This window comes from Streptomyces sp. NBC_01465, from assembly GCF_036227325.1.
Taxonomy (GTDB): Bacteria; Actinomycetota; Actinomycetes; order Streptomycetales; family Streptomycetaceae; genus Streptomyces.
On record NZ_CP109467.1, the window covers coordinates 8,892,690 to 8,914,332 of the forward strand.

The 21,643-nt window shown below is 67.6% G+C and carries 19 protein-coding genes and 2 pseudogenes; 11 read left to right on the forward strand and 10 right to left on the reverse strand.

From position 1 onward, the window contains the following. Window positions 1-180: 180 nt before the first annotated feature. The 3 genes from OG707_RS41265 to OG707_RS41275 form a co-directional block, all read right to left on the reverse strand. A complete protein-coding gene (locus OG707_RS41265; RefSeq protein ID WP_329127295.1) occupies window positions 181-744 on the reverse strand; it encodes a GNAT family N-acetyltransferase in 564 nt (187 codons plus the stop codon). An 82-nt stretch (window positions 745-826) separates the two neighbouring features. Then, entirely contained in the window at window positions 827-1,381 is a 555-nt protein-coding gene (locus OG707_RS41270) for a GNAT family N-acetyltransferase (protein WP_329127296.1), read from the reverse strand. Next, window positions 1,378-2,667, reverse strand: a complete 1,290-nt coding sequence (locus OG707_RS41275; protein ID WP_329127298.1) for a Tat pathway signal protein — start codon at window positions 2,665-2,667, stop codon at window positions 1,378-1,380. Before OG707_RS41275 ends, OG707_RS41270 begins: the two co-directional genes overlap by 4 nt. Before the next feature lie 203 nt (window positions 2,668-2,870). On the opposite strand from OG707_RS41275, the gene OG707_RS41280 reads away from it, so the two are divergent. From OG707_RS41280 to OG707_RS41310, 7 genes are all read left to right on the forward strand, one after another. Next, window positions 2,871-3,320, forward strand: coding sequence for an ATP-binding protein (locus OG707_RS41280; protein WP_329127300.1), 450 nt, complete (start codon window positions 2,871-2,873; stop codon window positions 3,318-3,320). A 132-nt stretch (window positions 3,321-3,452) separates the two neighbouring features. Continuing rightward, window positions 3,453-3,629, forward strand: a complete 177-nt coding sequence (locus OG707_RS41285; protein WP_329127302.1) for an FxLD family lantipeptide — start codon at window positions 3,453-3,455, stop codon at window positions 3,627-3,629. A 73-nt stretch (window positions 3,630-3,702) separates the two neighbouring features. Beyond that, window positions 3,703-6,747 (forward strand): lantibiotic dehydratase, encoded by a 3,045-nt coding sequence (locus tag OG707_RS41290; RefSeq protein WP_329127305.1) that lies wholly within the window; start codon window positions 3,703-3,705, stop codon window positions 6,745-6,747. Then, window positions 6,744-7,931 (forward strand): lanthionine synthetase C family protein, encoded by a 1,188-nt coding sequence (locus OG707_RS41295; protein WP_329127306.1) that lies wholly within the window; start codon window positions 6,744-6,746, stop codon window positions 7,929-7,931. The genes OG707_RS41290 and OG707_RS41295 overlap by 4 nt, the downstream gene beginning before the upstream one ends. 41 nt (window positions 7,932-7,972) lie before the next feature. Continuing rightward, complete coding sequence (gene fxlM, locus OG707_RS41300) at window positions 7,973-9,184, forward strand: methyltransferase, FxLD system (RefSeq protein WP_329127307.1); 1,212 nt, start codon at window positions 7,973-7,975, stop codon at window positions 9,182-9,184. A gap of 162 nt (window positions 9,185-9,346) precedes the next feature. After that, window positions 9,347-10,564, forward strand: coding sequence for a methyltransferase, FxLD system (fxlM, locus tag OG707_RS41305; RefSeq protein WP_329128233.1), 1,218 nt, complete (start codon window positions 9,347-9,349; stop codon window positions 10,562-10,564). A 95-nt stretch (window positions 10,565-10,659) separates the two neighbouring features. Continuing rightward, a complete protein-coding gene (locus OG707_RS41310; protein ID WP_329127308.1) occupies window positions 10,660-11,082 on the forward strand; it encodes a DUF6093 family protein in 423 nt (140 codons plus the stop codon). Between the two features lie 57 nt (window positions 11,083-11,139). Here the strand turns inward: OG707_RS41310 and OG707_RS41315 are convergent, their stop codons facing one another. From OG707_RS41315 to OG707_RS41325, 3 genes and pseudogenes are all read right to left on the reverse strand, one after another. Then, entirely contained in the window at window positions 11,140-11,811 is a 672-nt protein-coding gene (locus OG707_RS41315; protein WP_329127309.1) for a YdcF family protein, read from the reverse strand. Window positions 11,812-11,888: 77 nt separating this feature from the next. After that, window positions 11,889-12,935 carry a serine hydrolase domain-containing protein gene (locus OG707_RS41320; protein WP_329127311.1) on the reverse strand — a complete coding sequence of 349 codons (1,047 nt, stop codon included), beginning with the start codon at window positions 12,933-12,935 and terminating at the stop codon, window positions 11,889-11,891. An 82-nt stretch (window positions 12,936-13,017) separates the two neighbouring features. Then, a pseudogene (locus OG707_RS41325) lies at window positions 13,018-14,024 on the reverse strand (glycosyltransferase); the annotation flags it as partial. Between the two features lie 210 nt (window positions 14,025-14,234). Between OG707_RS41325 and OG707_RS41330 the strand changes: the two are divergent. Both OG707_RS41330 and OG707_RS41335 read left to right on the forward strand, forming a co-directional pair. Beyond that, on the forward strand, window positions 14,235-14,651 hold the full coding sequence (locus tag OG707_RS41330; protein WP_329127312.1) for a hypothetical protein: 417 nt from the start codon (window positions 14,235-14,237) through the stop codon (window positions 14,649-14,651). A 97-nt stretch (window positions 14,652-14,748) separates the two neighbouring features. Beyond that, window positions 14,749-14,994 (forward strand): hypothetical protein, encoded by a 246-nt coding sequence (locus tag OG707_RS41335; RefSeq protein ID WP_329127313.1) that lies wholly within the window; start codon window positions 14,749-14,751, stop codon window positions 14,992-14,994. Window positions 14,995-15,474: 480 nt separating this feature from the next. On the opposite strand, the gene OG707_RS41340 is transcribed toward OG707_RS41335, so the two are convergent. Continuing rightward, window positions 15,475-15,735: a hypothetical protein gene (locus OG707_RS41340; RefSeq protein WP_329127314.1), complete on the reverse strand. Its 261-nt coding sequence runs from the start codon at window positions 15,733-15,735 to the stop codon at window positions 15,475-15,477. A gap of 575 nt (window positions 15,736-16,310) precedes the next feature. On the opposite strand from OG707_RS41340, the gene OG707_RS41345 reads away from it, so the two are divergent. Next, a complete protein-coding gene (locus tag OG707_RS41345) occupies window positions 16,311-18,452 on the forward strand; it encodes a serine/threonine-protein kinase (RefSeq protein WP_329127316.1) in 2,142 nt (713 codons plus the stop codon). A 104-nt stretch (window positions 18,453-18,556) separates the two neighbouring features. Here OG707_RS41345 and OG707_RS41350 read toward each other — a convergent pair whose 3' ends face one another. Beyond that, complete coding sequence (locus OG707_RS41350) at window positions 18,557-19,354, reverse strand: SAM-dependent methyltransferase (protein WP_329127317.1); 798 nt, start codon at window positions 19,352-19,354, stop codon at window positions 18,557-18,559. A 113-nt stretch (window positions 19,355-19,467) separates the two neighbouring features. Here OG707_RS41350 and OG707_RS41355 point away from each other — a divergent pair, with 113 nt between their 5' ends. Further along, on the forward strand, window positions 19,468-19,659 hold the full coding sequence (locus OG707_RS41355; protein ID WP_329128248.1) for a hypothetical protein: 192 nt from the start codon (window positions 19,468-19,470) through the stop codon (window positions 19,657-19,659). On the opposite strand, the pseudogene OG707_RS41360 reads toward OG707_RS41355, so the two are convergent. Together OG707_RS41360 and OG707_RS41365 are read right to left on the reverse strand one after the other, a co-directional pair. Beyond that, a pseudogene (locus OG707_RS41360) lies at window positions 19,620-19,838 on the reverse strand (glycosyltransferase); the annotation flags it as partial. The gene OG707_RS41355 and the pseudogene OG707_RS41360 sit on opposite strands and share 40 nt — an antisense overlap. A gap of 463 nt (window positions 19,839-20,301) precedes the next feature. Beyond that, window positions 20,302-21,051, reverse strand: coding sequence for a transposase family protein (locus OG707_RS41365; RefSeq protein WP_329127322.1), 750 nt, complete (start codon window positions 21,049-21,051; stop codon window positions 20,302-20,304). Between the last annotated feature and the right edge of the window lie 592 nt (window positions 21,052-21,643).

Below are 21,643 nucleotides of genomic sequence, written 5' to 3' on the forward strand. Positions count from 1 at the left end.
AGGGCGGTACGACCGTGGACCAGGACACCCTGTCGTGGCTTCTGGCCCGCGAGAAGCAGCAGGGCGAACGGACCGGGATCAAGCAGCTCCTTGAGGGCCTCGGCTTCGCGAGGACCGAGGACCTCACCCAGTTCGTGACGGCACAGCACGACGCACAGACTGCGGAATCCGGTCAGGGACCTACCGCAAGGGAAGGACCATGCACTCGTAGACGGGCGCCGTGTCCCAGGGGCGCACAAGGCCGAGCCGCTGGTAGCCGAGGCTTTCATAGAGCGCGAGAGCTGCGGGAGCCTCCGGGCGAGCGGTTAGCGTGAATCGCTCGGCCGGGTTGCCGTGGAGGAGTGCCGCGTGTAGCCCCCGGGCGATGCCGTGGCGCCGGTGAGACACGAGTACCGCGAACTCCCGTATGGAAAAGGTCCGCCGGCCGTTCTCCGCAGTGAACTCCTCGCCAAGGTCAGGGGCAGGCGGAAGGAAGTTCCGCCACCAGCCAGACGTGGACGGCAGAGGGAATCCGTACGAGAAGCCGACCAGCTCATCAGCAATGTGCGCGGTGGCCAGGCGGAACCCGTCGATGTGGATCTGCTTGGCGTAGAGGTCGAGCCATTCGGCGACATCGCGAGGGCCTTCGTTGTACGGCGGATCCGCGTACACCTCTTCGTACACGGGGGCCAGGTCGTTGAGTATCCGGCTGGCTTCGGCCGGGTCGCTGATGGTGCGGATGGTCGGGTGCGCGGTCTGCTCCACAGGGCCCTCTCTTACTCGTCAGAAGATGTGCCGCAGGGCGCTCGGGCCTCGGCCGGACACGGCGGCACCGTAGACGGTTGGCTCAGGCCCGTGTGACGGGCCTGGTCATCGATGCGAAGACGGGAGAATCCGGGAACGGCTGCTGGTCGCCGACCTTCCGGTATCCCCAAGCCTCATACACGGCTTGCACGGCACCATCTCCGGCCGCCGGGTTGACGAGGAGCGTGACGCGTTCCTCCGCACGATGGGAGAGCCAGGCCTCGTGGAGCTGCCAGGCGACACCGCGGCCGCGCCAGGGCTTACGGACGACGATCTCGTTCAGAGCGACGGTGCGCTTGCCGTCCTCGCTGGTGTAGCCGTCGGGAAGCTCGGTGATCATCGACGACCACCAGCGGGTGTCGGCGCCGAGCGGCACACCGAACGCGAAGCCCACCGGCTCACCCTCCTCGAACCCAACCGTGGCGGCCCAGCCGGGGCGGGAGGCGTAGCTGTTAAGGCGCTCGTTGAACCGCTCGACGTCGTAGAACGGGCCGGTGAGGTTGAAGTCCCTGTGACGTACCTCGGCATGGATGTCGAGGAGATTCTGCCGGATGTCGTCCAACTGCTCGGCGGTGTAGTGACGAATCTCGACGGTCACAGGGGGCGCCCCTTTCTGCTGGTGTACTCGTCTGTCCATTGGCTGGCGGCCTGCGCACCGGGGGCTGTTCTGGTGAGCTCGTGGTTGAACGTGTGCAGTAGCTTCCCGGTCCGCCCGGTCAGTGAATCACTGGCGTCATCAGGGAGTACAGAGGTGGCGGTCATGCAGGCCAGCTCGACGTCGCCTTGGCGGAGTTGTGCGAGGGCGAGGTGCGCGCCGTAGTACGTACGGTTGCGGAGGTACTCGGGGCGGAGGCGGGCGAGAGTGCGATGCAAATAGGCCTCGGACTGGTCGTGTTGGCCGAGGCGGGCCATGATCAGTGCGGACAGGCCGTCGAGTTCGGCGCGGTCGTAGAAGCCGACCCAGGTGGGGCGGGGGATGGATGGTTCGGCGCGGTCGAAGGCGTCGATGGCGTGGTCGAGGTTGCGCATGGCGGCTGTGCGCTCCCCTGTTCCGGCCTGGATCCCGGCGAGGCGAGCGGCTGCGAGGGAGCGGAGCAGCGGGTCGCGGCGGCAGGCTGCGGAGGCCCGGCCGGCTTGGGCTGCGGCGAGTGCGTCTGGGTGGTGCTGCAGCTGGTAGGACAGGAGCGCTGCGTGTCCCCAGAGGCGGAGTTGCATTTCGGAGTTCCCGGACATGCCTGCGAGGCGCATGGCGCGCTCCAGGTGGCGTTGTGCGCGTTCTGGTTCGTGGGCGTCGACGGCTGCCCACAGGGCTGTGCCTGTGAAGGCGGCTCCCAGGTAGTAGAGACGGCTGCGTACGCGTTGGCTGGCTGATCCGACGGCTTGGAGCTCGTTGGCGTGGTGGGCGAAGGCCAGGGCGCGAGTTTCCAGGCTGATGGTCCCGCCGTGCGTGTTGTCCGAGGAGACGAGTTGCGCGAAGGCGCCTTCGAGGCGGTCGGCGTCGGACATGCCGACGCGAAGGGCGCTCGTGGTGGGGGCGGGTGGCAGGGCAGCTGCGGCGACCAGGCCGGTCGCGGTGCTGGCGAAGGTGCGTCGCCGCACGGGGTCCTCCGTTGGTGCAGGCGGGGCGGGTGCCGAAGGGCGCGGGGCCGGTTTGGTGAAGCCCAGCTCTACGGCGGAACAGCCGAATTCTTCTTCGAGGGCTCGCCGTTGTCTTCCTTGCGGCCATCGAGTTTTACCGGTCAGCCAGTTGCGGACGTGCCGGTCCTGGAGGGTGCCGGGCTTGCCGGTGAAGGAGGCGATCCGCTTGTTCAGGGCGTCGGCAAGCTCGTGCTGTTTCAGGCCGTCGGCATGCATGCGGGCTGCGAGTAACACATTCCCCGTCATGCACACACGGTAGCGGCCTGTCTCGCGGCTTGTGACTTCAAAGACGGTAAAAATTACCGGTAGTTGGAGTCTGCACGCCCCCTTCAATTGCCTGTCCGTGGCGGACCGGGACCGGTTCGCTATTGCTGTGCCTCATTCACGGGGCGCCTCTTGGAGACCCGACGGCAGGCGGCGGCAGAGCCGCCCGCCACAGAGGGGGAGTAATGGCCGAGGCAACGACTGAGCCCCACCCGACCGTCACCGCAGCTGTGGTGCGGGAGCACGCGATGGCGCTTCCGATGCTCACCCGCTCGGTGGGTCTCAGCCGGATACAGGTTCGGCGGCTGCTGACGATGTGGAGCTGGTCCGGCGATGTCGAAGACGTCGTTCTTGTGGTCAGCGAGCTCGTAACGAACGCCATCAACCATGGTCGCGTGCACGGCGAGCTCCTCGACCTGCGCCTGGCTGTCTTGGAGGACGGCAGTCTTCTCGTCGATGTGTCCGACCCCGTGACGGCGTTCCCCAACTTCGACCGGGTGATCACCCCGGGTGACGAGGACGAGCAGGGCCGGGGCCTTCGGCTGGTTCGTGCGGTCGGCGCGGACCTGTGGTGGTTCCTGAGACAGGGCGCGGGCGGGAAGACCGTGCGGGTCCTCATGAGGCCGTTGGGCTGATCGGCGGGGGCTTGCGCACCCGGCTGCGGGGAGCTTGAGGGCTTTCCCGTTCCCCGCAGCCGGGCGCGGAGGCCCGCGCCTTGCGGAACTCTCCCGGCGGTCACCGCTGACTTTCTGATGCAGGAGGAACTGATGCTGGAACAGGCACTGCTGGACGCCCCGGCCAAGACCTCGCCCGACGTGTCGTCCCTGTTCAACCTGGGGGCTATCGAGATCACCGACGACCGCGGTGGACTCGCAGCCCTGTCGTGCGGAACGGACGACGGCTGCTCGGCGAGCTGCGCGTCGTCTTGCACCAGCGCCGTGTGACACCGCTCCGCCCCAGGGACCGAGGCCACCTCGGTCCCTGGGCCTTTCCATCGGACACGAGGCTGGAGGATCTATGGGTGGCGGCACGTACTACCGGCACACGGGGGTGGCACTGCTCCGGGCAGCTGTGACACCACTGACCGAGACCCCGCAGCGGTGGCCGGACATGGCTGATCCGGCGGACTGCCGGACGTGGCTGGCGCAGGTCTGGGGCGCCTCCAGCTTCGCGGCATCCGTACGCGATGCCAGCGTCTGGCTTGCCGAACGGGTCGAAACGATCCTGGGCGGCGAGGACGTGCCGCTGAAGGCGGTCCACAGTGTCGTGTTGTCGGTCGCCCGGTATCACCTGCGCGCCACGGGGCGGCCCACTCCCTTCGGCGGGTTCGCCGGCGTCGCTGACGTGACGGTCGGGGAGAGGGCCGAAGTGCGCTGGGGGCAGGAGCATCGGTCGATTGCGCGCGCGGACACGCAGTGGCTGGCATCCGTGGTCGACCGTGTCGAGGCGCTGCCGGAGCTGCTGGAGCGCACGGAGGTCGTCTTCAACAACCTGGCGGCTGCCCGAGGTTCGCGCCTTGAGGTTCCGCGGAGCGGCACGGACAGGACCTCGATCAGGTTCACGCCCGTTGTCCGTGCCGTACGCGAGGCTGCGCAGGGCCCGGTCGGGTTCTCGCTCTTGGGGGACAAGGTTGCCGCGGCCTTCGGGGCGGAGCGGGCGACGGTGGTCGCGATGCTCACGGAACTGGTCCAGCGCGGGTTCCTCATCACTCGATATCGCGCCCCGCTCACCGTCACGGCCCCTCTCGCCTACGTGATCGCACAGCTGCGCCAGGTGGGCGCCGACGAAATCCCTGCCGCAGGCCCGACGCTCCGGATTCTCGAAGCAGCGGACTTTGGGTTACGCCGGCACAACGAACACAGCAGCAACCAAGCCGAATTGAGGAGGCGCCTGGCCGCCGGTATGCGGGAAGGCTCCTCGGCGGGGCGCAGCCCGCTGGCCGTCGATCTCCGGCTGGACTGCACGGTGGAGATCCCGCGACAGGTCGCCTGGGAGATGGAACGAGCTGCGCATGTTCTGCTGCGTCTCACCCGGCAGCCGACCGGGCAGGCGGTCTGGGCGCAGTACTTCACGGAGTTCTGGGAGCGGTATGGGACAGGAACCCTGGTCCCGGTCAATGAGGTCATCGACCCAGCCGCGGGGCTCGGCTTCCCCGCCGAGTACCCCGGAAGCACCCGGACGTCTCCCGCCAGCAGGACCTCGGAGCGCGACGAACAGCTGCTCGCGCTGGCCTGGCAGGCAACCGTAGAGCGGTCCGGCGAGGTCATCCTGACCGATCAGCTGGTCGACGAACTCGCCGCGGACCGACTCGACGAACGGCGCATCCCCCCGCATGTCGAGATGGCCACCCGCGTGCACGCCGTAAGCGTGGAGGCCCTGACGCGCGGCCAGTTCACCCTTGCCGTCGCCCCGGCCAGGAGCGCGGGAACACTCACCTCGCGCTTCACCACAACGGCAGCCGGCTCGGGACTGCGGGAGGTGTTCCGGACGGTGCCCACCGAGGTTCACGGGGCGTTGCCAGTTCAGATGTCGTTCCCCCCGGTCTTCCCCCACTCGGAGAACATCGCGCGCATCCCCGCCTACCTTCCGCATGTTGTCTCCCTCGGCGAGCACCGGCCGGCGGGCGGCACCGAGGAGCCGGAGGTCATTCCCCTGGACGATCTGGCGATCACCGCGACCCATAACCGGCTGTATCTGGTGAGCTGCTCGCGCCAGCAGGTCATCGAAACTCAGGTGTTCCATGCGCTCGCGCTCGACAAGCAGCCGCCGCCACTCGCCCGGTTCCTCACCAACCTGAACCGGGCGTTCTCACCCGCGTGGACAGGCTTCGACTGGGGGCCCGTCGCGTTCAAGCTGCTCTACCTGCCTAGGGTTCGATATGGGCGCACCGTGCTGAGCCCGGCCCGATGGCAGCTCTCACCAGACACGCTTCCCTCCGCAGAGGGTGAGGCCCAGTGGTGTGCAGTGTTCAACAGGTGGCGTCAGCAGTGGAATTGTCCGCGCGATGTCGAGCTCCGCGACGAGGAGCGGTGCCTGCGCCTGGACCTCGATGTCCCCCTGCACCAGCGGATCCTTCGGACCCAGCTTGCCCGGTCGGGGACCGCGGTCCTGACGGAGGCGGCCGACGCGGACGCCTACGGGTGGATCGGCGGGCACGTCCACGAGGTCGCCATGCCCCTGGTCAGGAAAGGGCCGCCCGCACAGTCCCCGCTCACTGGCCGCCGGTTGCCATTGAGCGCGAACTGCTTGCTCGGGTGGATGCCCGGAGCCCCGTCCACGCCGTGGATCAACGTGAAGGTGTTCACGCACCCCGACTACATGGACGAGATCATCACCGAGGGCCTGCCGCGTCTGCTCGCCGAGCTGGGAGTCGACCCGGAGTACTGGTTCCTCCGCTACCGAAGCCCGCACGAGAGCGACCACCTCCGGTTGAGGCTGCGCACCCACACCGCCGAGCAGTACGCCCTGTACGCGGCCCAGCTCGGGGCCTGGGCGGAGAAACTACGTGCGCAGGGCATGACGCACCGCCTCACCCTCGACGTGTACAGCCCCGAGACGGGCCGCTACGGCACGGGGGAGACCCTGGGCGCGGCCGAGACGGTGTTCGCCGCCGACTCCCGGACCGTCGCCGCCTCCCTACACCACCTTCCATCCGACCGTTTCAACCCGGCCGCATTGGCCGCGGTCAACATGGTGAACATCGCCCGGGGACTGCTGGGCGCGGACGCCGGACTCCGCTGGATGGCGAACCACCCTGTTCCGGCCGGCACACCTACCGAGAGCAGGGCTGCGACGCTGGCCGTGATTCTCGCCGAGCACACTGAGCTGTGGCAGGCGCCGGGAATGCCCGCCGCCGTCACGGACGCCTGGTACGAACGATCCAACGCCCTTGCCACCTACGGTCATCATCTCGATGACGACCAGCTCCCGGCCGTGCTGGAGTCTCTGCTGCACATGCACCACAACCGGGCCCTCGGTATCGACCCAGCCGGAGAGAAATCGTGCCGTCACCTGGCCTTCAAGGTCGCGCGAGCTCTTCGCGCCCGGACGGAGACCAGATGATCACCCAACGTCCGTCACACCAGGTTGATTTCGCCCCGCAGTGGGCGCAGTCCCTCGACGTGGGGGCGGCAGGCATCGCGCTGTGGCACCTGGAGAACGTCCGCACCGGCGCGGGTGACTGGGAGACCGCGCACGAGTGGGCGGCCGCCATGGTCCGCCATCCCGTGATCGCACACCCGGACATCTGCAGCCTGTACGGCGGTGCCCCCGCCGTCGCATTCGTCATGAACGCCGCCGACCAACCCCTCTACACCCCTGCGCTCGAAGCACTCGACCCGCACATCACCGCCCTGATCCGCCGACGCCTGGCCGCCGCCCACCAGCGCATTGACGACCAGCAGCTCCCCGCCCTGCGCGAGTACGACCTGATCGGCGGACTCACCGGGCTCGGCGCGTACGCCCTCCTTAGGCACGGCGACAGCGACATCGTGCACAGCGTGCTGTCCTATCTCGTACGACTCACCCATCCCCTGGCCACCACCACCGGCACACTGCCGGGTTGGTGGTGCGGCAACGCCCCCGACACGAGCACACCGGAAGCCTGGGACGGCGGTCACGGCGACCTAGGAATCTCCCACGGAATTACCGGCCCCCTCGCACTGCTGGCGACCGCACACCGCAGAGGCATTACTGTCCCCGGTCTGCCTGAAGCGATGATCAGGATCTGTCACTGGCTCGACCAGTGGCAGACCGGACAGGGAGCGGCCGCGTGGTGGCCTGGCGCGATCAGCCGCCGTGAAGCCGCCGACTGGACACTCCACCAGCCGGGTCCATCCCGTCCCTCCTGGTGCTACGGCACCCCGGGCATTGCCCGCGCCCAGCAGCTCGCCGCCCTCGCGCTTGGTGACCGCCGCCGCCAACAGCTCGCCGAGACCGCCCTCGCCGGCTGCCTGGCCGACGAACGGCAACTCGCGCAGATCCGCGATCTGTCGCTGTGCCACGGCTGGGCCGGACTCATACAGAGCGTGTGGCGGTGCGCCGCTGACGCAGGCCGCGACAGCCCGCTCGCCACACGCCTCCCTTACCTGCACAGCCTCATGGACCAGCACCAGGCCCTCCACGGCCTTCCCGCCGACGCAGGGCTCCTGAACGGCACTGCTGGTGTGCACCTGGCCCGGCACACGACCACCACCAACTTCGCACCGCTCACCCGCTGGGACGCCTGTCTGCTCCTCGCCGGATGACCGGCCGCCCGTTTCAACCCTTCGCGGAAGGACCCGCCCTCATGACCACCCCGCCCGCCGCCCCTACCGCCGACGAACTGCGCAACCAGCTCGTCGACAGCCTCCTCACCTACCGCAAGATGTCGCCCGCCGTCGAAGAGGCCATGCGCACCGTCCCGCGGGAAGCCCACCTGCCCGGGGTGCGCCTGAAGAAGGCCTACGCCAACGAGGCGATCACCATCAAAGACAACCCCACCGGCCCACAGCCCCTGTCCTGCGCGTCCGTGCCATCCGTCGTCGCCCTGATGCTGGAGCAACTCGACATCCACCCCGGCGACCACATCCAGGAGATCGGCGCGGGCACCGGCTACAACGCCGCCCTCCTGGCCCACCTCACCGGACCGACGGGGGAAGTCACCACCATCGACATCGACGCCGACGTGACCGCCCACGCAAGGACGGCCCTCGACGCCACCGGCCACCACCGCATCCACGTCGTCACCCGCGACGGCGCCGAAGGAGCCCCCGAGTACGCCCCGTACCAGCGGATGACCGCCACAGTCGGCGTGTGGGACATCCCCGGCCCCTGGTGGGAGCAGCTCACCGACGGCGGCCGGCTCGTCCTCCCGCTCAGGTGGCGAGGACAGACCCGATCAGTCGCCTTCACCCGCCACGGAGACCGCATGGTCTCCGACTCGGTGGAACTCTGCGGCTTCGTCCCCATGATCGGCCAGGACGGCGAGAAGCAGGGATCCGTCGACAAGGACGGGCACATCACCTTGTACTGGGATGCCGACCAGCCCATCAACCCCGCCGCGCTGTCCGGCCTGACCGACGCCCCCTTCACAGCGGTCTGGACGGATGCCACGGTCGGCGGGGAGGAGTCCTTCGACGGGATCTGGCTGCGCCTGACGGCAACCGACCCTGCGACCTGCCGTATCGAGACGAAGCCCGAGGCGGTCGAAGCCGGCCTGCGCCGACCCGCGATCCCCAGCCGCACACCCGCCCTCGTCGAGGGCGACTCGATGGCCTACCTGATCCTGGACCGGGTGACGCAGCCTGGCGCACCACTGCACCGGCTCGGTGCGATCGGCTACGGCCCGGCAGGGGAAGACCTCGCCCGCCGACTGTGCGCCCAGATCACAGCCTGGAGCCTTCAGCGCGCCGCTCGGCCCACCATTACCGCGTACCCCGCAGGCACCTCTGACGATCAGCTGACCGAGGGCTTCGTCATCGACAAGCCGTCCGTACGGTTGGCCCTCGCATATCCGTGATCGTTGCTCGGTAGGCGGAGGTTGGGACGGCTCATCACGAGGAGGGCCGTCCCAGCGTCGTCGTGGTGCCGCGTGATCTTCCACCGGGAGTCCATACCCGGGGACGCCCCACGAAGCGCCCGAAATGAACCCGCTTACCCCACTACCGTCAGGCCAGTGACCATGCACTCCACCGACGCCCCTGCCCTCGACCCGCAGCAACTCCGCGCGGCGCTCAGCGCCAAGATCGAGAGCCTCGGCACCTTCCGTACCGCAGCCGTCCGGGACGCCTTCCGCGTCGTGCCCCGAGAGGTCTTCCTGCCCGGTGTGGACCTGGCGACCGCCTACGCGCCCAAGCAGGTGGTGACCAAACGAGCCGCCGACGGCACCGCAGTCTCCTCCGCATCCAGCCCCAACATCGTCGCCAAGATGCTGGAGCAGCTCGACGTCCGCCCCGGCCACCGGATCCTGGAGATCGGTTCGGCCACCGGCATCAACGCCGCTCTCCTCTCGGAGCTGACGGAGCCGAGCGGCTCGGTCGTCACAGTCGAACTTGACGAGGACCTCGCAGACGGCGCCCGCACCAACCTGGCCGCCGCTGGATACAACCAGGTCCAGGTGATCTGCGGCGACGGAGCCCTCGGCGACCCCAGCGGCGGGACGTTCGACCGGATCATCGTCACCGCCGGCGCGTGGGACATCTCCGCCGCCTGGTGGCAGCAACTCGCCGTCGGTGGACGCATCGTCGTCCCCCTGCGCCTGCACGGCAGCGGGCTGACGCGATCCCTGGCCCTCGACCACACCGACAACGGGCTGATGATCTCCACCAATGCCGTCGTGTGCGGATTCGTGCCCATGCGCGGCGCATCCGAGATGGGCGAGCGCCACGTCCGCCTCGCCGAGGACATCATCCTGAAGGTCGACGTCGATGACCTCCCCGACGAAGGCGCACTCTCCCCGGCCCTCGCGTACCCCGCGCACCGGCAGTGGACCGGCATCGAGGTTCGGCACAACGAGCCCGCCGCCCACCTCGACCTCTGGCTCGCCACGGTCGAGAGCGGCCTGAGCTTCGGCAAGCTTGCCGTCGCTGCCTCCGCCCGCGATCTGGGCCTGGCCGATCCCGCGCTGCGCTGGTCTGGTGCCGCCGTCTACAACGGCGGAACCTTCGCGTACCTCACGGTCCGCCGGGTCGACGACGACACCGACGAGCTGGGCATCGTGACCCACGGCCCGGACATCAACAAGATCAGCGGGCAGGCCGGCGACCTTCTCCGCCGCTGGGCCCAGGACCGCCCCGCACAGCCTGTCGTCACGGCGTACCCCTCGACCACGCGCGTCGGGCAGCTCCAGCCCGGTACCTACGTCGCCCGCCCGGACACCCGTCTGACCATCGGCTGGTAGCCGGTTAGAGCCAGCGTGAGCGAGGCCCCCAGCCTGTGCTGGGGGCCTCGCTCACGTCTCAGGGCGTGTCAGTGTGCCGTCCTACGCTGGATTGCATGACAACACCAGTCGGGGGACTGCCGCTTGAGAGCGCCCGCCGGGTGGTGGAGCAGCGCGTCCTCACCGACGCGGTGAAGATCTTCATCCCTGGCGTCTTTGACCCAGACACGTTCGAGCAGACCCCGGACACGATCATCTGGGAGGGCCCCGGCGCGATCTTGCCCGACCACGGGGCGGACGTGACCGTACGGCTCACTGACGGGCAGGGCACATCGGTCGGCACGAGCGGCCGGTACCGGATGCTCACCCCGATCAGTGCGCCGACCCCCACCGCCGAGCACCGCATCACCCTGACCGCGTCCAAGGACCCTGACGCAGCAGGCCGCATCTGGACCCTGGACAGCGTGGAGCGCACCAGCACCCCGGTAATCCGGGTGAGCTGGCTGAAGTACGACACCACCCTGAACAACGGCAGTTGACCATGCTTGACATCGCCGCGACGAAGGCCGAACTGGATGGGCTGCTTGTCGACACGGTCAGGCGGGTAGGAGCCAGGTGTCGTAGCCGTGGGCACGAAGACGGTTGAAGGTATCGCGGACCCTTTCCGGGACGTGCTGCTCGATAGCGAAGCCGCGCTTGGGGTACTCCATCACCCGTTCCATGTCGCCCATGAGCATGTCGATGAGCTGCTTCTCGTGGTCGTGCGTCGAGACGTACTCGTCGAAGGACAACGGCTGGGAGACGCAGACCGGTTGCACCTCGGGCCACAGCTTGCGACAGGTCGCGTAGGCGCGGCGCTGCATGTACGGCATGGAGATCAAGAGCATGGTGCTTACTGCGATGCCGGCGCGCTCCAGGACCTCGCGGGAGAAGCCGATGTTCTGCCCGGTGTTGGTGGCCTTCGGCTCCAGGAGGATCGCCTCATCCGGCACTCCGAGGGAGATCGCATGCTCACGGTAGTGGACGGCCTCGCCCCGGGGGAACCGCTCCTTGGTGGCGTCGCTGGTGTCGCCGGTGAAGACCACGACCGGGAACATGCCAGCGTGGTAGAGGTCGGCAGTGGTGGCGGCGACACCAAGATCGAGGCTGCCGAGGGTGATCGCGGCGGAACAGGGCTGCAGCTCGTGGCCCATCTGGTGGAAGGCCCAGATGGTGCGGGCGTCGGCCTGGTCCGCTTCGCTGATCAAGTCATCCTGGTGGTCGGTCACATGGACTCCTCGCTGTTACGGACGGACTTGATGCTGCGCGGTTGGTGTTTCAGCCCATAGCTGGCGGATGCCCTGGCTCAGCAGAATGTCGCTGCACGGAACGCGTTACGGACGTCGGTTAGAGGCTGGCGGTCGCGGGTGTAGTACAGCTTGTTGGTCAACAGGGCCGCCCAGCGGCCTTGGGAGGGGGAGATCCACATGCCGGTGCCGGTGAATCCGTAGTGCACCCAGATGTCGTCCACGGCGGGGTCCGTTCCGGGGGCAGGGTGCCAGAACAGTCCGCGTACAGGCGTCAGGTCGCCCGTGTGGGGCCGGAGCGATTCCTTCACCCAGAAAGGTCCAAAGCCTGGCCGGTCCGCTGTGGTGGCGGGGTCGAGCATGTAGCGGAGGAAGGTAGTGATGTTGTCGAGGGTTGAGAAGACGCCGGCGATGCCGCAGATGCCGACCAGGAGGCGGGCGGAGAAGTCGTGGGCTGTGCCTTTGAGGTGGAGTTCTGTGGTCTCGTCGAGTTCGGTTGGTGCGCAGCGCTCGTTTGCTGACGCGGCGAGGGGGCCGAAGGTGGTCTCGGTCATGCCGAGGGGCTGCCAGATGCGGGTGTGCGCGAGTTGGTCGAGCCTCTGGCCTGAGATGTATTCGGCGAGGTAGCCGAGGACCAGGGCGGCGCGGTCGGTGTACTCGACGGCTTCGCCGGGCGGCCGGTGCAGGGTCTCGTGCAGGACGCCGTCGCGGATGTCCTGGGCGTCGGTGCCGTAGAGGTTCTTGAGGTTGGCCCGCAGGGGGAGGCCGGCGGTGTGGGTCAGCAGGTGGTGGGCGGTGGTCTGGCCGAGGGGATGCCCGCCCACCTCTGGCCAGAAGTTGCCCAGCGGTTGGTCGAGTTGGAGCTTTCCATCTTCGATCAGGGTGCCGATGGTGGACCACACGGCGAGGATTTTGGTGAGGCTGGCAACGTCAAAGATGGTGTTGAGCCGCATCGGCTGGTCTGGCTGGTTGGGGTCCAGGAGGCCGACGGCTCCGCTCGCGGTGGACTCGGTGGCGTCGCCTGCTGCCCAGACGGCGCCGGGGTAGACCTTGGCCTGTACGCCGTCGTGCAGGAGCTGTTCGATGCGGTGGGTGTCGAGCGTCATGGTCTCCCGATCGTGTGCCGTGGATTCCCCGCCAGCCAGAGTAGTGAGAGGGCCGGGTGGGTCCGGCTGCGCCACGGATGGGTCAGCTGAGCTGCTTGCTGAGGCCGGACAGAGCGGTCGCGGTGCTGCTCAGGGGGTAGCGGGCCGCGTTGATTCGGCCTGCTGCCTGGAGGGCGGGCAGTAGGACCGGCATTGTGCGGAGGCGGCCCAGGTCGCGGGCGACTGCGGTCGGGGTTTGTGAAGTCGGTGGCCAGGCCGGTGGTGGCGAGTGTTTCGTTCAGCCCGGGGACCGGCTGGTACAGGACGGGCAGACATCAGGCTTGGGCTTCGCGGGCGACACTGGGAGCGGCGCAGTCAGCCGAGGTAATGGACGTGCACGCCCAACCTTCGGATCAGCGGGGTCAAGGCGTGGAACTGTGCAGACGGGGCGGCAATGCTCAGTTCAAAGGCTGGTGCGAGCGGGATCGCGTGCAGCAGGGATTCGATTCCTTTCTCCTCCGTGAGGCGGCCGGCGTAGAGCAGTCGCAGGTGGCTCGTCGCACGGTGTCCCGCTCGTGTTGGCGGGTGGCCGAAGAGGTTGTCGGGGATGCCCCAGGGGGCCTGCTCGATCTTCCGGCGGCTGGTCTTGGGACTCAGTTTCAGCAGGCGGTCAGCCATGGCGTTGGTCGGCACCACGATGCTGTCGGCGGCACGGGCCGACTGCTGGAGGATGTCGAGCTGGGCGGGATACCGCTCGGCGTAGAGAAGGTCGGTGCCGTGGACGAAGGCGAGGCGGGGCGGTGCGGGCAGCGTCCGGAGGAGCGCGGGTTTCGCGCCGAATGAGAGATGAAGCAGGTGAATGATGCCGATCTCGGTGGGGTCGATGGCAGACGTCAACGTGTTGCGCAGATCGGTGACCTACCGGTGCAGGCCCAGCCCCGTCAGGCACTAGCCGGAGACACTCAGAAGATCCAACCCTTATGGCGTGCAGGGGCGGGGCCCTGTCGGCGCGGGCATGAACGCCCCTGCTGATATGCGCGGTTGGGTCACTGTGCAGAGGTCGAAGAAGAGTTCGAAGCTTCCGCCAGGGCTCGGGAACGGAAGGTCGAGGGGCGGTGGCCACCATCTGGTTCATGACCGGCCTCCTGGGATCTCCTCGTACAGGCGTGATGTCTCGATTCCCTGACTGGAGCAGTACTTGAGGCCATGCTGCTGGTAGCAGGCGGGGTGCCGAAGGTCTGAAGGAAGGCCAACTTGCTTCCAACAGTTCTCGGTAATCCTGGCGGAATGTCAGAACTGCAACTCAAGGGCGGGGTAAGCATGATGACCGAACCGACCACCGAAAAGGCGTGGGCCGAGCTGCCGGCGCTCATCGACTTCGCAGGCGGATACGACCTGTGGGACGTCGAGAGGCTGGTCCGCTTCGCTGGATCGCAGAAGGCCGGACTCCGCATCGTCGAGCGCGTCGAGCAGCAACTCGCCGAGAACAACATCGGTCACCTCCCGACCAAGCTCCCCACGGATGGCACCTGCAAGGTGCTCCTCTACAACAAGGACCAGCCCAATCTCGGGTACGTCTTGAGCCTGGTCCATGAACTCGCCACCCAGGACGTGAATGACAACACGAACGGGTCGATCCATCAGTTGAAGTCGCTGCTGGACGGCATCATGTCGTTTAGGCCGACCGCCCAGCGGGACGCCGTCGCGCGGCATGCTCCTCAGAGCAAAGCATTGTGAGCGACGCCAACCAGGCGATTTATGCCCTGTGCACCGTGAACACCTGGACGCTGGACACTTACCGATCTCCTCTCTGCGAAAGCTCGGCACCCCCTGCATGCCCCTGCACGATGGGGACGAACACGTCGTCGACGCCGAGGACGGCGAGCTGGCGCCCCACGTTGCGACGCCCGCTCGTCGACCACAACACCGTGCTGTATCCCGAGTAGGAGCCGCCCGTGCGACCGTCATGCCGACGTACACCAAGCGGGACTTGGACGTCAGCCCCGAGACCGAGGTGATCTTGCGGGCCTCGGAGATGATGGAGAAGCCGAGTCGGACGGTGGCCGGTGGGCACTTGTGACGCGGCCATGCCCGGATTTGGGGATCGGTTCCTGGGCCGCAGCATCGAGGACGCCAGCACCATGTTTGAGGACCTGACGATCCTGACGACCGCATCACCAGTTGGGTCCCCGCGGCCGAGGCCCTGACACCCGGGATCAGGTTCCTGCTTGCCGGCTATCTCCGGCTCCTCGACCGGCAGCTGAGGATCGTGGCGGACCGCGAGGCCTCGATCTTCCACCTGCCCACCGGCGGGCCCCCTCGCATCGCCGGGGAGTGGTCGCTCCGGACCGCCTCCACCCCTCGCCCCAGGGCTATCGGGCCTGGGCCCGGACGCTGGCCGCGGGCATCGTCCCGCTGACAGAAAACCTCACCGCGTAATCCTGAGCATCACTTCAAAGGACCCGCACCCATCTACGTTTGCCCCGCCGAGACCGGGAAGAAGGACGGCTTCGATGAGGTCCCCGTGCACAGAGTGGATCAGCGGCACGATTAGTAGGAGCTACAGAATTCCCTTCCATGGCCAAGGTCGCGGACCGGATCGACCGCGAAGACAGTCGATCCGGTACTGCGCTTGGCCGATCCACTCCTCATTGCTGGCTGCGTGCTGGGCCGCGAACGTCGTCATCCGCAACTCGCGGGCCCCCGCGAGGATGGGATAGCCCTCCCATGTGGTGACGTCGTACCCGTAGGCCTCGCAGAACTCGCCGTACTCTCGCGCGTTGACCGCACCGGTCGTCTTCGCGCGCACTGCGGTGGACACGAGATCCCACTCCGGGGGGGTACAGAGGTGGCGGTGGTGCAGGCCAGCTCGACGTCGCCTTGGCGGAGTTGTGCGAGGGCGAGGTGCGCGCCGTAGTACGTGCGGTTGCGGAGGTACTCGGGGCGGAGGCGGGCGAGGGTGCGGTGCAAGTAGGCCTCGGACTGGTCGTGTTGGCCGAGGCGGGCCATGATCAGTGCAGAGAGACCGTCGAGTTCGGCGCGGTCGTAGAAGCCGACCCAGGTAGGGCGGGGGATGGCTTGTTCGGCACGGTGGAAGGCGTCGATGGCGTGGTCGAGGTTGCGCATGGCGGCGGTGCGTTCCCCTGTTCCGGCCTGGATGCCGGCGAGGCGAGCGGCTGCGAGGGAGCGGAGCAGCGGGTCGCGGCGGCAGGCTGCGGAGGCCCGGCCGGCTTGGGCTGCGGCGGGTGCATCTGGGTGGTGCTGCAGCTCCGCGCGCTTTCGTTGAGAACACTTCCGCCCACTGCGCGCGCAGTACCGAGCGATCGCTGCCAGATTGACGTGGTCACGCTACTCTCTGGCCAACGCTAGGGGCGGCTGAACGAGATGGGGGTAGCAGTGGCGCTGCTCGACGGGGATCCCGAGTCCATCGCCGCTTACCGCCTGCTTGACCGGTTGGGCGCAGGTGGCATGGGCACCGTGTATCTCGCGCAGGCCGAGTCCGGCAGGTTGGTCGCGGTGAAGGTGGTACATCCGCAGATCGCTGACGATCGCGAGTTCCGTCTGCGGTTCCGCCTGGAGGTTGCCGCAGCCCGCCGCGTATCCGGCGCCTTCACCACGCCCGTAGTCGATGCCGACCCGGACGCGGACCGTCCGTGGATGGCCACCGTGTTCACGCCAGGCGTCAGCCTGCGCCAGCGCGTGCAGCAGGACGGTCCACTGTCCCCGACCGAACTTCGCCAGCTGGCAGTTGGCCTGGTCGAGGCTCTACGTGACCTGCACCGGGCCGGCGTTGTCCACCGGGACCTCAAACCCGACAACGTACTGCTCACTGATGACGGGCCTCGCGTCATTGACTTCGGGATATCCCGCGTCACGGACCAGCAAACGCTGACTGTGACGGGCAGAATCCTGGGCACCCCGCCGTACATGTCACCGGAACAGCTGTCGTCGGCGCGCAAGGTCACCCCAGCATCCGACATCTTCGCCCTGGGCAGTGTGATCGTCTTCGCCGCCCTCGGCCACGGCCCATTCGACGCGGACAACCACTACCTAACTGCCTACAACGTTGTTCATGACCCTCCTAAAATCGCCGCCCTGTCGGGCACCGTCCGCGAAATCGTCCAGTGGTGCCTGGCCAAAGAACCCCATGAGCGCCCCACCCCCGCCGATCTGTTCGCCGCCTTCGACCGGGTTCCGGCCTGCGACTGGGGCCCGCGCCCCGACACGCTGGAACCGTCGCGGCACCGCCTGATCGCGGCCTCCCGCCCGCCTGCCAGATGGAGCCTGGCCATGCCCCGGCCACGGCTGGTGCTGGCTGGCGCTGTGTGCGCGGTAGTCCTGGCCGCACTGCCCTGGGCCATCCCTCAGTTCAGCGGTAACCCACAAGCGGGACCGAAAGACATCCACCCCACGACGCTGGGCCCGTCATGGCCCCCGAAGCTGCAACTGGAGCCGACTGCCGCGCAACAACCAAAAGGCTGGGGCATCTGGGAGACGAAGATCGCCTCCACGAGGGCACTAAGCAGCTCGGGCCAGCAAGGAATAGACCACTGCGTGGCGTCCCATCTCGCTCTGCTGTGCGGTAACCGTGGGGGCGCGCCCGGGCTGGTCTCCGGGTACAACGCGGCCACCGGCAGGCCCCTGTGGGAACCGCGCTACGAACCAGGTGAAAGTACCGAAGCCGTCGGCATCGATGAAGTGACAGGACTCGGCTACTACGCGACCAACGAGTCAGGAGTAATCACCGCAATCGATATGATCACGGGCAAGAAGCGCTTCACCCTCTCGTACGGGTACGACGGCTCCGCACCCGTGTATCTTCCTCAGGCCATCGTCGTCATCTCCCATGGAAAGGGGATTACGGCCTGGGATCCGGCTTCGGGGAAGCGACTGTGGAATCGCCCCTACCCAACAGGGGATGCCATCTCGAGCCTGCTGGAATCACGCGGCGCCCTCTACGCCCGTTCCGAAGGCGACAAAACCCAGATCGCCCGGATCAACCCGCGCACCGGGGACCTGCTGTGGCAGCTGCCCCTGTCCGGTTTCAAGCTCCTGGCTGCCGGGGATGACACCCTGCTGCTCCAGCCCGTCGACAGCACCGGGGAGTCATCCGGCGGCCAGGCCATCGTGCTGGACGCGAAGACCCACAAGCGCAAGACCGCCCATGCGCCGCCTGGACCGGCGAGCTATGCCTACGACGGCGAGCGCTTCCTCGGATTGGAGCCGAACGGAACGGTCACCTCCATCGACTCCGCCACCGGCACCCAGCAGTGGTCAACCGAAACACGCACCGACAGCCGCACCGACACTGGCGGGAGCAGCCGTATCCTCGTTGCAGGTGACCGGGCCTACTTCATGACCACGAGTTCCCGCATCCTCTGCCTCGACCGCCGACAGGGCAACGTGTTGTGGCAGAGCGCCTCCCGCAGCGACGGAAGCCATCCCCCGTCCGCGCTGTCTCCGACGCCAACCAATGACCGCATCTACGGGGTGTCCCAGCGCGGCACGATCTTCGCCATCAAACCGCCCACCATGTGACAGTCTCCCGTCGAGGCCACCCTTAGCGCACCCGACAGTCTCCAACTGATGCCGAGGGTTCTTGCGTCCAACGCTCCCTCTAAACGCTCGTGGAGGCGGGTCGCTCACCCGGTCTTGCGGGCTACGCCGCCGAAGAACCCGATCTCGCCGGATCGCTCCGGCGGCGGCGCTTCGGGGCGCCAGAACGGGACTTGGGCTAGGCCCGGCTCGATCAGTTCGAAGCCGTCAAAGAGGTGCTCGACTTCGGCGCGGGAGCGCAAGTTCAGCGTGGCGGTGGCCTTGTTGTAGATGGCCTGCGCGGCGCTGCGATCAGCAAAATCACCGGTGGCGTGCGAGAGCACCAAGAAGCTGCCGGCTGGCAGGGCGTCTCGCAGGGTGGCAACGATCTGTTCGGGCTTCTCTGCGTCGGTGAGGAAGTGGAGAACGGCGACGAGAAGTAGGGCGACCGGCTGATCGAAGTCAATGACCCGGCGGACGTCTGGGTGCTCCACGATGGCCTGCGGGTTGCGCAGATCGCCGAGCACGATGCTGGTCGCGCCGGAGCTGCTGAGCAGCGCGTCGGCGTGTGTCTTCACGATCGGATCGTTGTCGACGTACGCGACGCGCACGTCGGGGGCCACCTGCTGAGCGGTCTCGTGCACGTTCGGTGCGGTGGGCAGGCCGGTGCCGATGTCGAGGATCTGGCGGATGCCACTGCCGACGACGCAGCGGACAGCGCGCTGCAGAAAGGCGCGGTTGGCCTGTAGGCCGATCCGTACCTCGGGTGCGGCGGCGGCCAGTTCGGCGGCAGCCTTCTGGTCCACCTCGTAGTTGTCCTTGCCGCCCAGCAAGTAGTCGTAGATCCGGGCAGGGTGCGGCCTACTGGTGTCTATGTTCTCGGCGCGGAAGCCGTCCTGTCTCAACGTTGCTCCTCTCGACGGCCGCCTCGGCCTGTTGCGCGTGAGCGGCTGAGGTCAGCGTGCCATATCAACTGCCGTGCTCATGACTGGAGTTAGCTTCAGTCTGCGGCGCAGTCATGGCCACCGCGACCAGCAGCACCAACCAGGGATGGGATCTGGCCTTCATCACCAACCACCTCGGCCCGTTCGCCTTCTCCCAGGCCCTGATCCCGCACCTGCCCGACGGCACGAACGTCGTCTTCACCTGCTCGGCAGTCGAAGACCCCGAGAGGCCGGACAGAGCGGCTGCGGTGCTGCTCAGTGGGTAGCGGGCGGCGTTAGTTCGGCCTTCTGCCTGAAGGGCTGGCAGTAGGCCAGGTGCTATGCGGAGGCGGCCCAGGTCGCGGGCGACTGCGGTCGGGTTCGTGAAATCGGTGGCCAGGCCCGTGGCGGCGAGCATTTCGTTCAGCCCGGGGCCCGGCTGGTACAGGACGGGCAGATCGCAGGCTGTTAGGTCGGCGTCATGATGGTCGAGGTCTTCGACGGGATCGGCTGTGGGTGGATCAGCCACCAGGACCCCGACCTCGCCACCGGCACACTGCCCACGGTGGACGATGCGGCGTCGTGGCCGATCTCCCACCCGAGGTGCCGCAGGGCGTTCGGGCCTCGCCCTGATGCTGTTTCTCCGGGACGAGCGCCTGGCTTGTAGGTTCCCGTTTCCGATGTCCTCCGACGCGTCGGTGACCAGCAGTGACACCGCTTGTCTCACGCGGTGTCCCCGCCAGTTCGTCTCACGCCCTGTCCTTATTCCGCACTAATGGGCGGCAAGGATGACCTGACCCGCGCCGACTCCGTTGGCTACACCTTCGACCCGCCGTCGACAACCCAGTGGCGCCCCGGCCGTCCCACAGCTCGGTGGTTGGTAGGGGGCGGTAGGGGGCGGCCCTGGCTGCGCCGACCATTGAGCATTTTCAGCGTTGCCTCTCCAGGGTGAGGACGGCCTTGGCGACTGACGTCATGCGGTTCGGGCTGATTCGGGATCTTCGGAAGATCCGCCAGGACTTCAGCAGTGCCATGCCCCGTTCGACGGGCGCTCGGGCCGTGGCCAACGCCCGGTTGGCCGTCTGCTGTGTAGGGGACAGCTGCCCGCCGGGCGGCCGTCTGCGCCCGGTGGTGACCCAGGGGCCGGCGCCCTGGTAGGCGCGGTCGGCCAGGACAGGGACACCTTGGCGTTCGCAGATCCGGATGATCCGGTGGGTGCGGGCCGCGGTCAGGTCGTGGCACCGGCCTGGCAAGGCCGGCGAGATCCACAGCATCTGCCCGGTCGGGTCGGTCACGACCTGCACGTTCACCCCATGGCGGCGGTGCTTGTGCGAGTAGTCGGCCTTTCCGTCGCCCACGCGGTCGCACTCGGCGAGCGTCCCGTCGAGCAGTACGTACTCCGGTTCGTGCCTCCGCAGGACTTTGAGCAGTCCCGGTGCCCGGGCGGCCAGGAGGTCGATCACCGCAGTGGCGTAGGCGTGGGCGGTGCCGACCGAGATGCCGAAGCCGGCCGCGATCTGGGCCAGGGTGTCGTGCTTGCGCAGGTACACCAGAGCGACGAGCGCGCGTTGGTGCGGCGGGAGCTTGCAGCGGCGGTCACCCTCGCGGGTGACGATGAGCATCGTGACCCACTCGACCAGCGCATGAGGCAGGTCAAGTGCGGCAGGATAGGAGACCAACGAGGCACCTGCGCTGATGAGTTGAGACGTCGAACACCTCCCTCAACGGCACGGGTGCCTCGTGCGTTGCGCCCTCGCCGCCGTCACCCCATCGGTGGCCACTCTGAAAATGCTCATTGCTCAGTACCGGGTCTGACCTGCTGTTATGGCTGTCGGGGTGGCGGGATTTGAACCCACGACCTCTTCGTCCCGAAGCAACTTGGATGGGGGCGCTGCCTTGGGGTGGCGTGGCTCTGAGACGCGGCGATGGTCCGTGGGTGTGCGTGGGCGTCCGCCGGTGTTGTCACGCAGTTAGACACTCACCCCGCTGCCCCTCGCTGCATGGTCGGTGTCCCAGAGATTTGGCGCGCCAACTCCTCGACGACTTGGGGGACGACACGCTGAGCGTCCTCATGCTGTAGCGCTTCGACAAGTACTTGATGGACTGCCGCATACGGTTGTCCGGCATGTGAGGCGCGGGTCCGGTCAACGGCCCGCTCGATCTTCGCGAGGTGGGCTGCCACGATCGGCATTGCCTTGTCGTACTCGCTGGGGTCCGTGGCCATCGGCTCAGCCGATCAGGACATGCCGATTGGGTCAAGGCCGGCAGCGG

Excerpts from the sequence above, each read along its gene's own strand:
- OG707_RS41275 (WP_329127298.1), bottom strand. The coding sequence starts at position 2,667 with ATGACGGGGAATGTGTTACTCGCAGCCCGCATGCATGCCGACGGCCTG.
- OG707_RS41280 (WP_329127300.1), top strand. The coding sequence starts at position 2,871 with ATGGCCGAGGCAACGACTGAGCCCCACCCGACCGTCACCGCAGCTGTG.
- OG707_RS41285 (WP_329127302.1), top strand. The coding sequence starts at position 3,453 with ATGCTGGAACAGGCACTGCTGGACGCCCCGGCCAAGACCTCGCCCGAC.
- OG707_RS41290 (WP_329127305.1), top strand. The coding sequence starts at position 3,703 with ATGGGTGGCGGCACGTACTACCGGCACACGGGGGTGGCACTGCTCCGG.
- OG707_RS41295 (WP_329127306.1), top strand. The coding sequence starts at position 6,744 with ATGATCACCCAACGTCCGTCACACCAGGTTGATTTCGCCCCGCAGTGG.
- fxlM (WP_329127307.1), top strand. The coding sequence starts at position 7,973 with ATGACCACCCCGCCCGCCGCCCCTACCGCCGACGAACTGCGCAACCAG.
- fxlM (WP_329128233.1), top strand. The coding sequence starts at position 9,347 with ATGCACTCCACCGACGCCCCTGCCCTCGACCCGCAGCAACTCCGCGCG.
- OG707_RS41310 (WP_329127308.1), top strand. The coding sequence starts at position 10,660 with ATGACAACACCAGTCGGGGGACTGCCGCTTGAGAGCGCCCGCCGGGTG.
- OG707_RS41320 (WP_329127311.1), bottom strand. The coding sequence starts at position 12,935 with ATGACGCTCGACACCCACCGCATCGAACAGCTCCTGCACGACGGCGTA.
- OG707_RS41330 (WP_329127312.1), top strand. The coding sequence starts at position 14,235 with ATGATGACCGAACCGACCACCGAAAAGGCGTGGGCCGAGCTGCCGGCG.
- OG707_RS41335 (WP_329127313.1), top strand. The coding sequence starts at position 14,749 with ATGCCCCTGCACGATGGGGACGAACACGTCGTCGACGCCGAGGACGGC.
- OG707_RS41355 (WP_329128248.1), top strand. The coding sequence starts at position 19,468 with ATGGCCACCGCGACCAGCAGCACCAACCAGGGATGGGATCTGGCCTTC.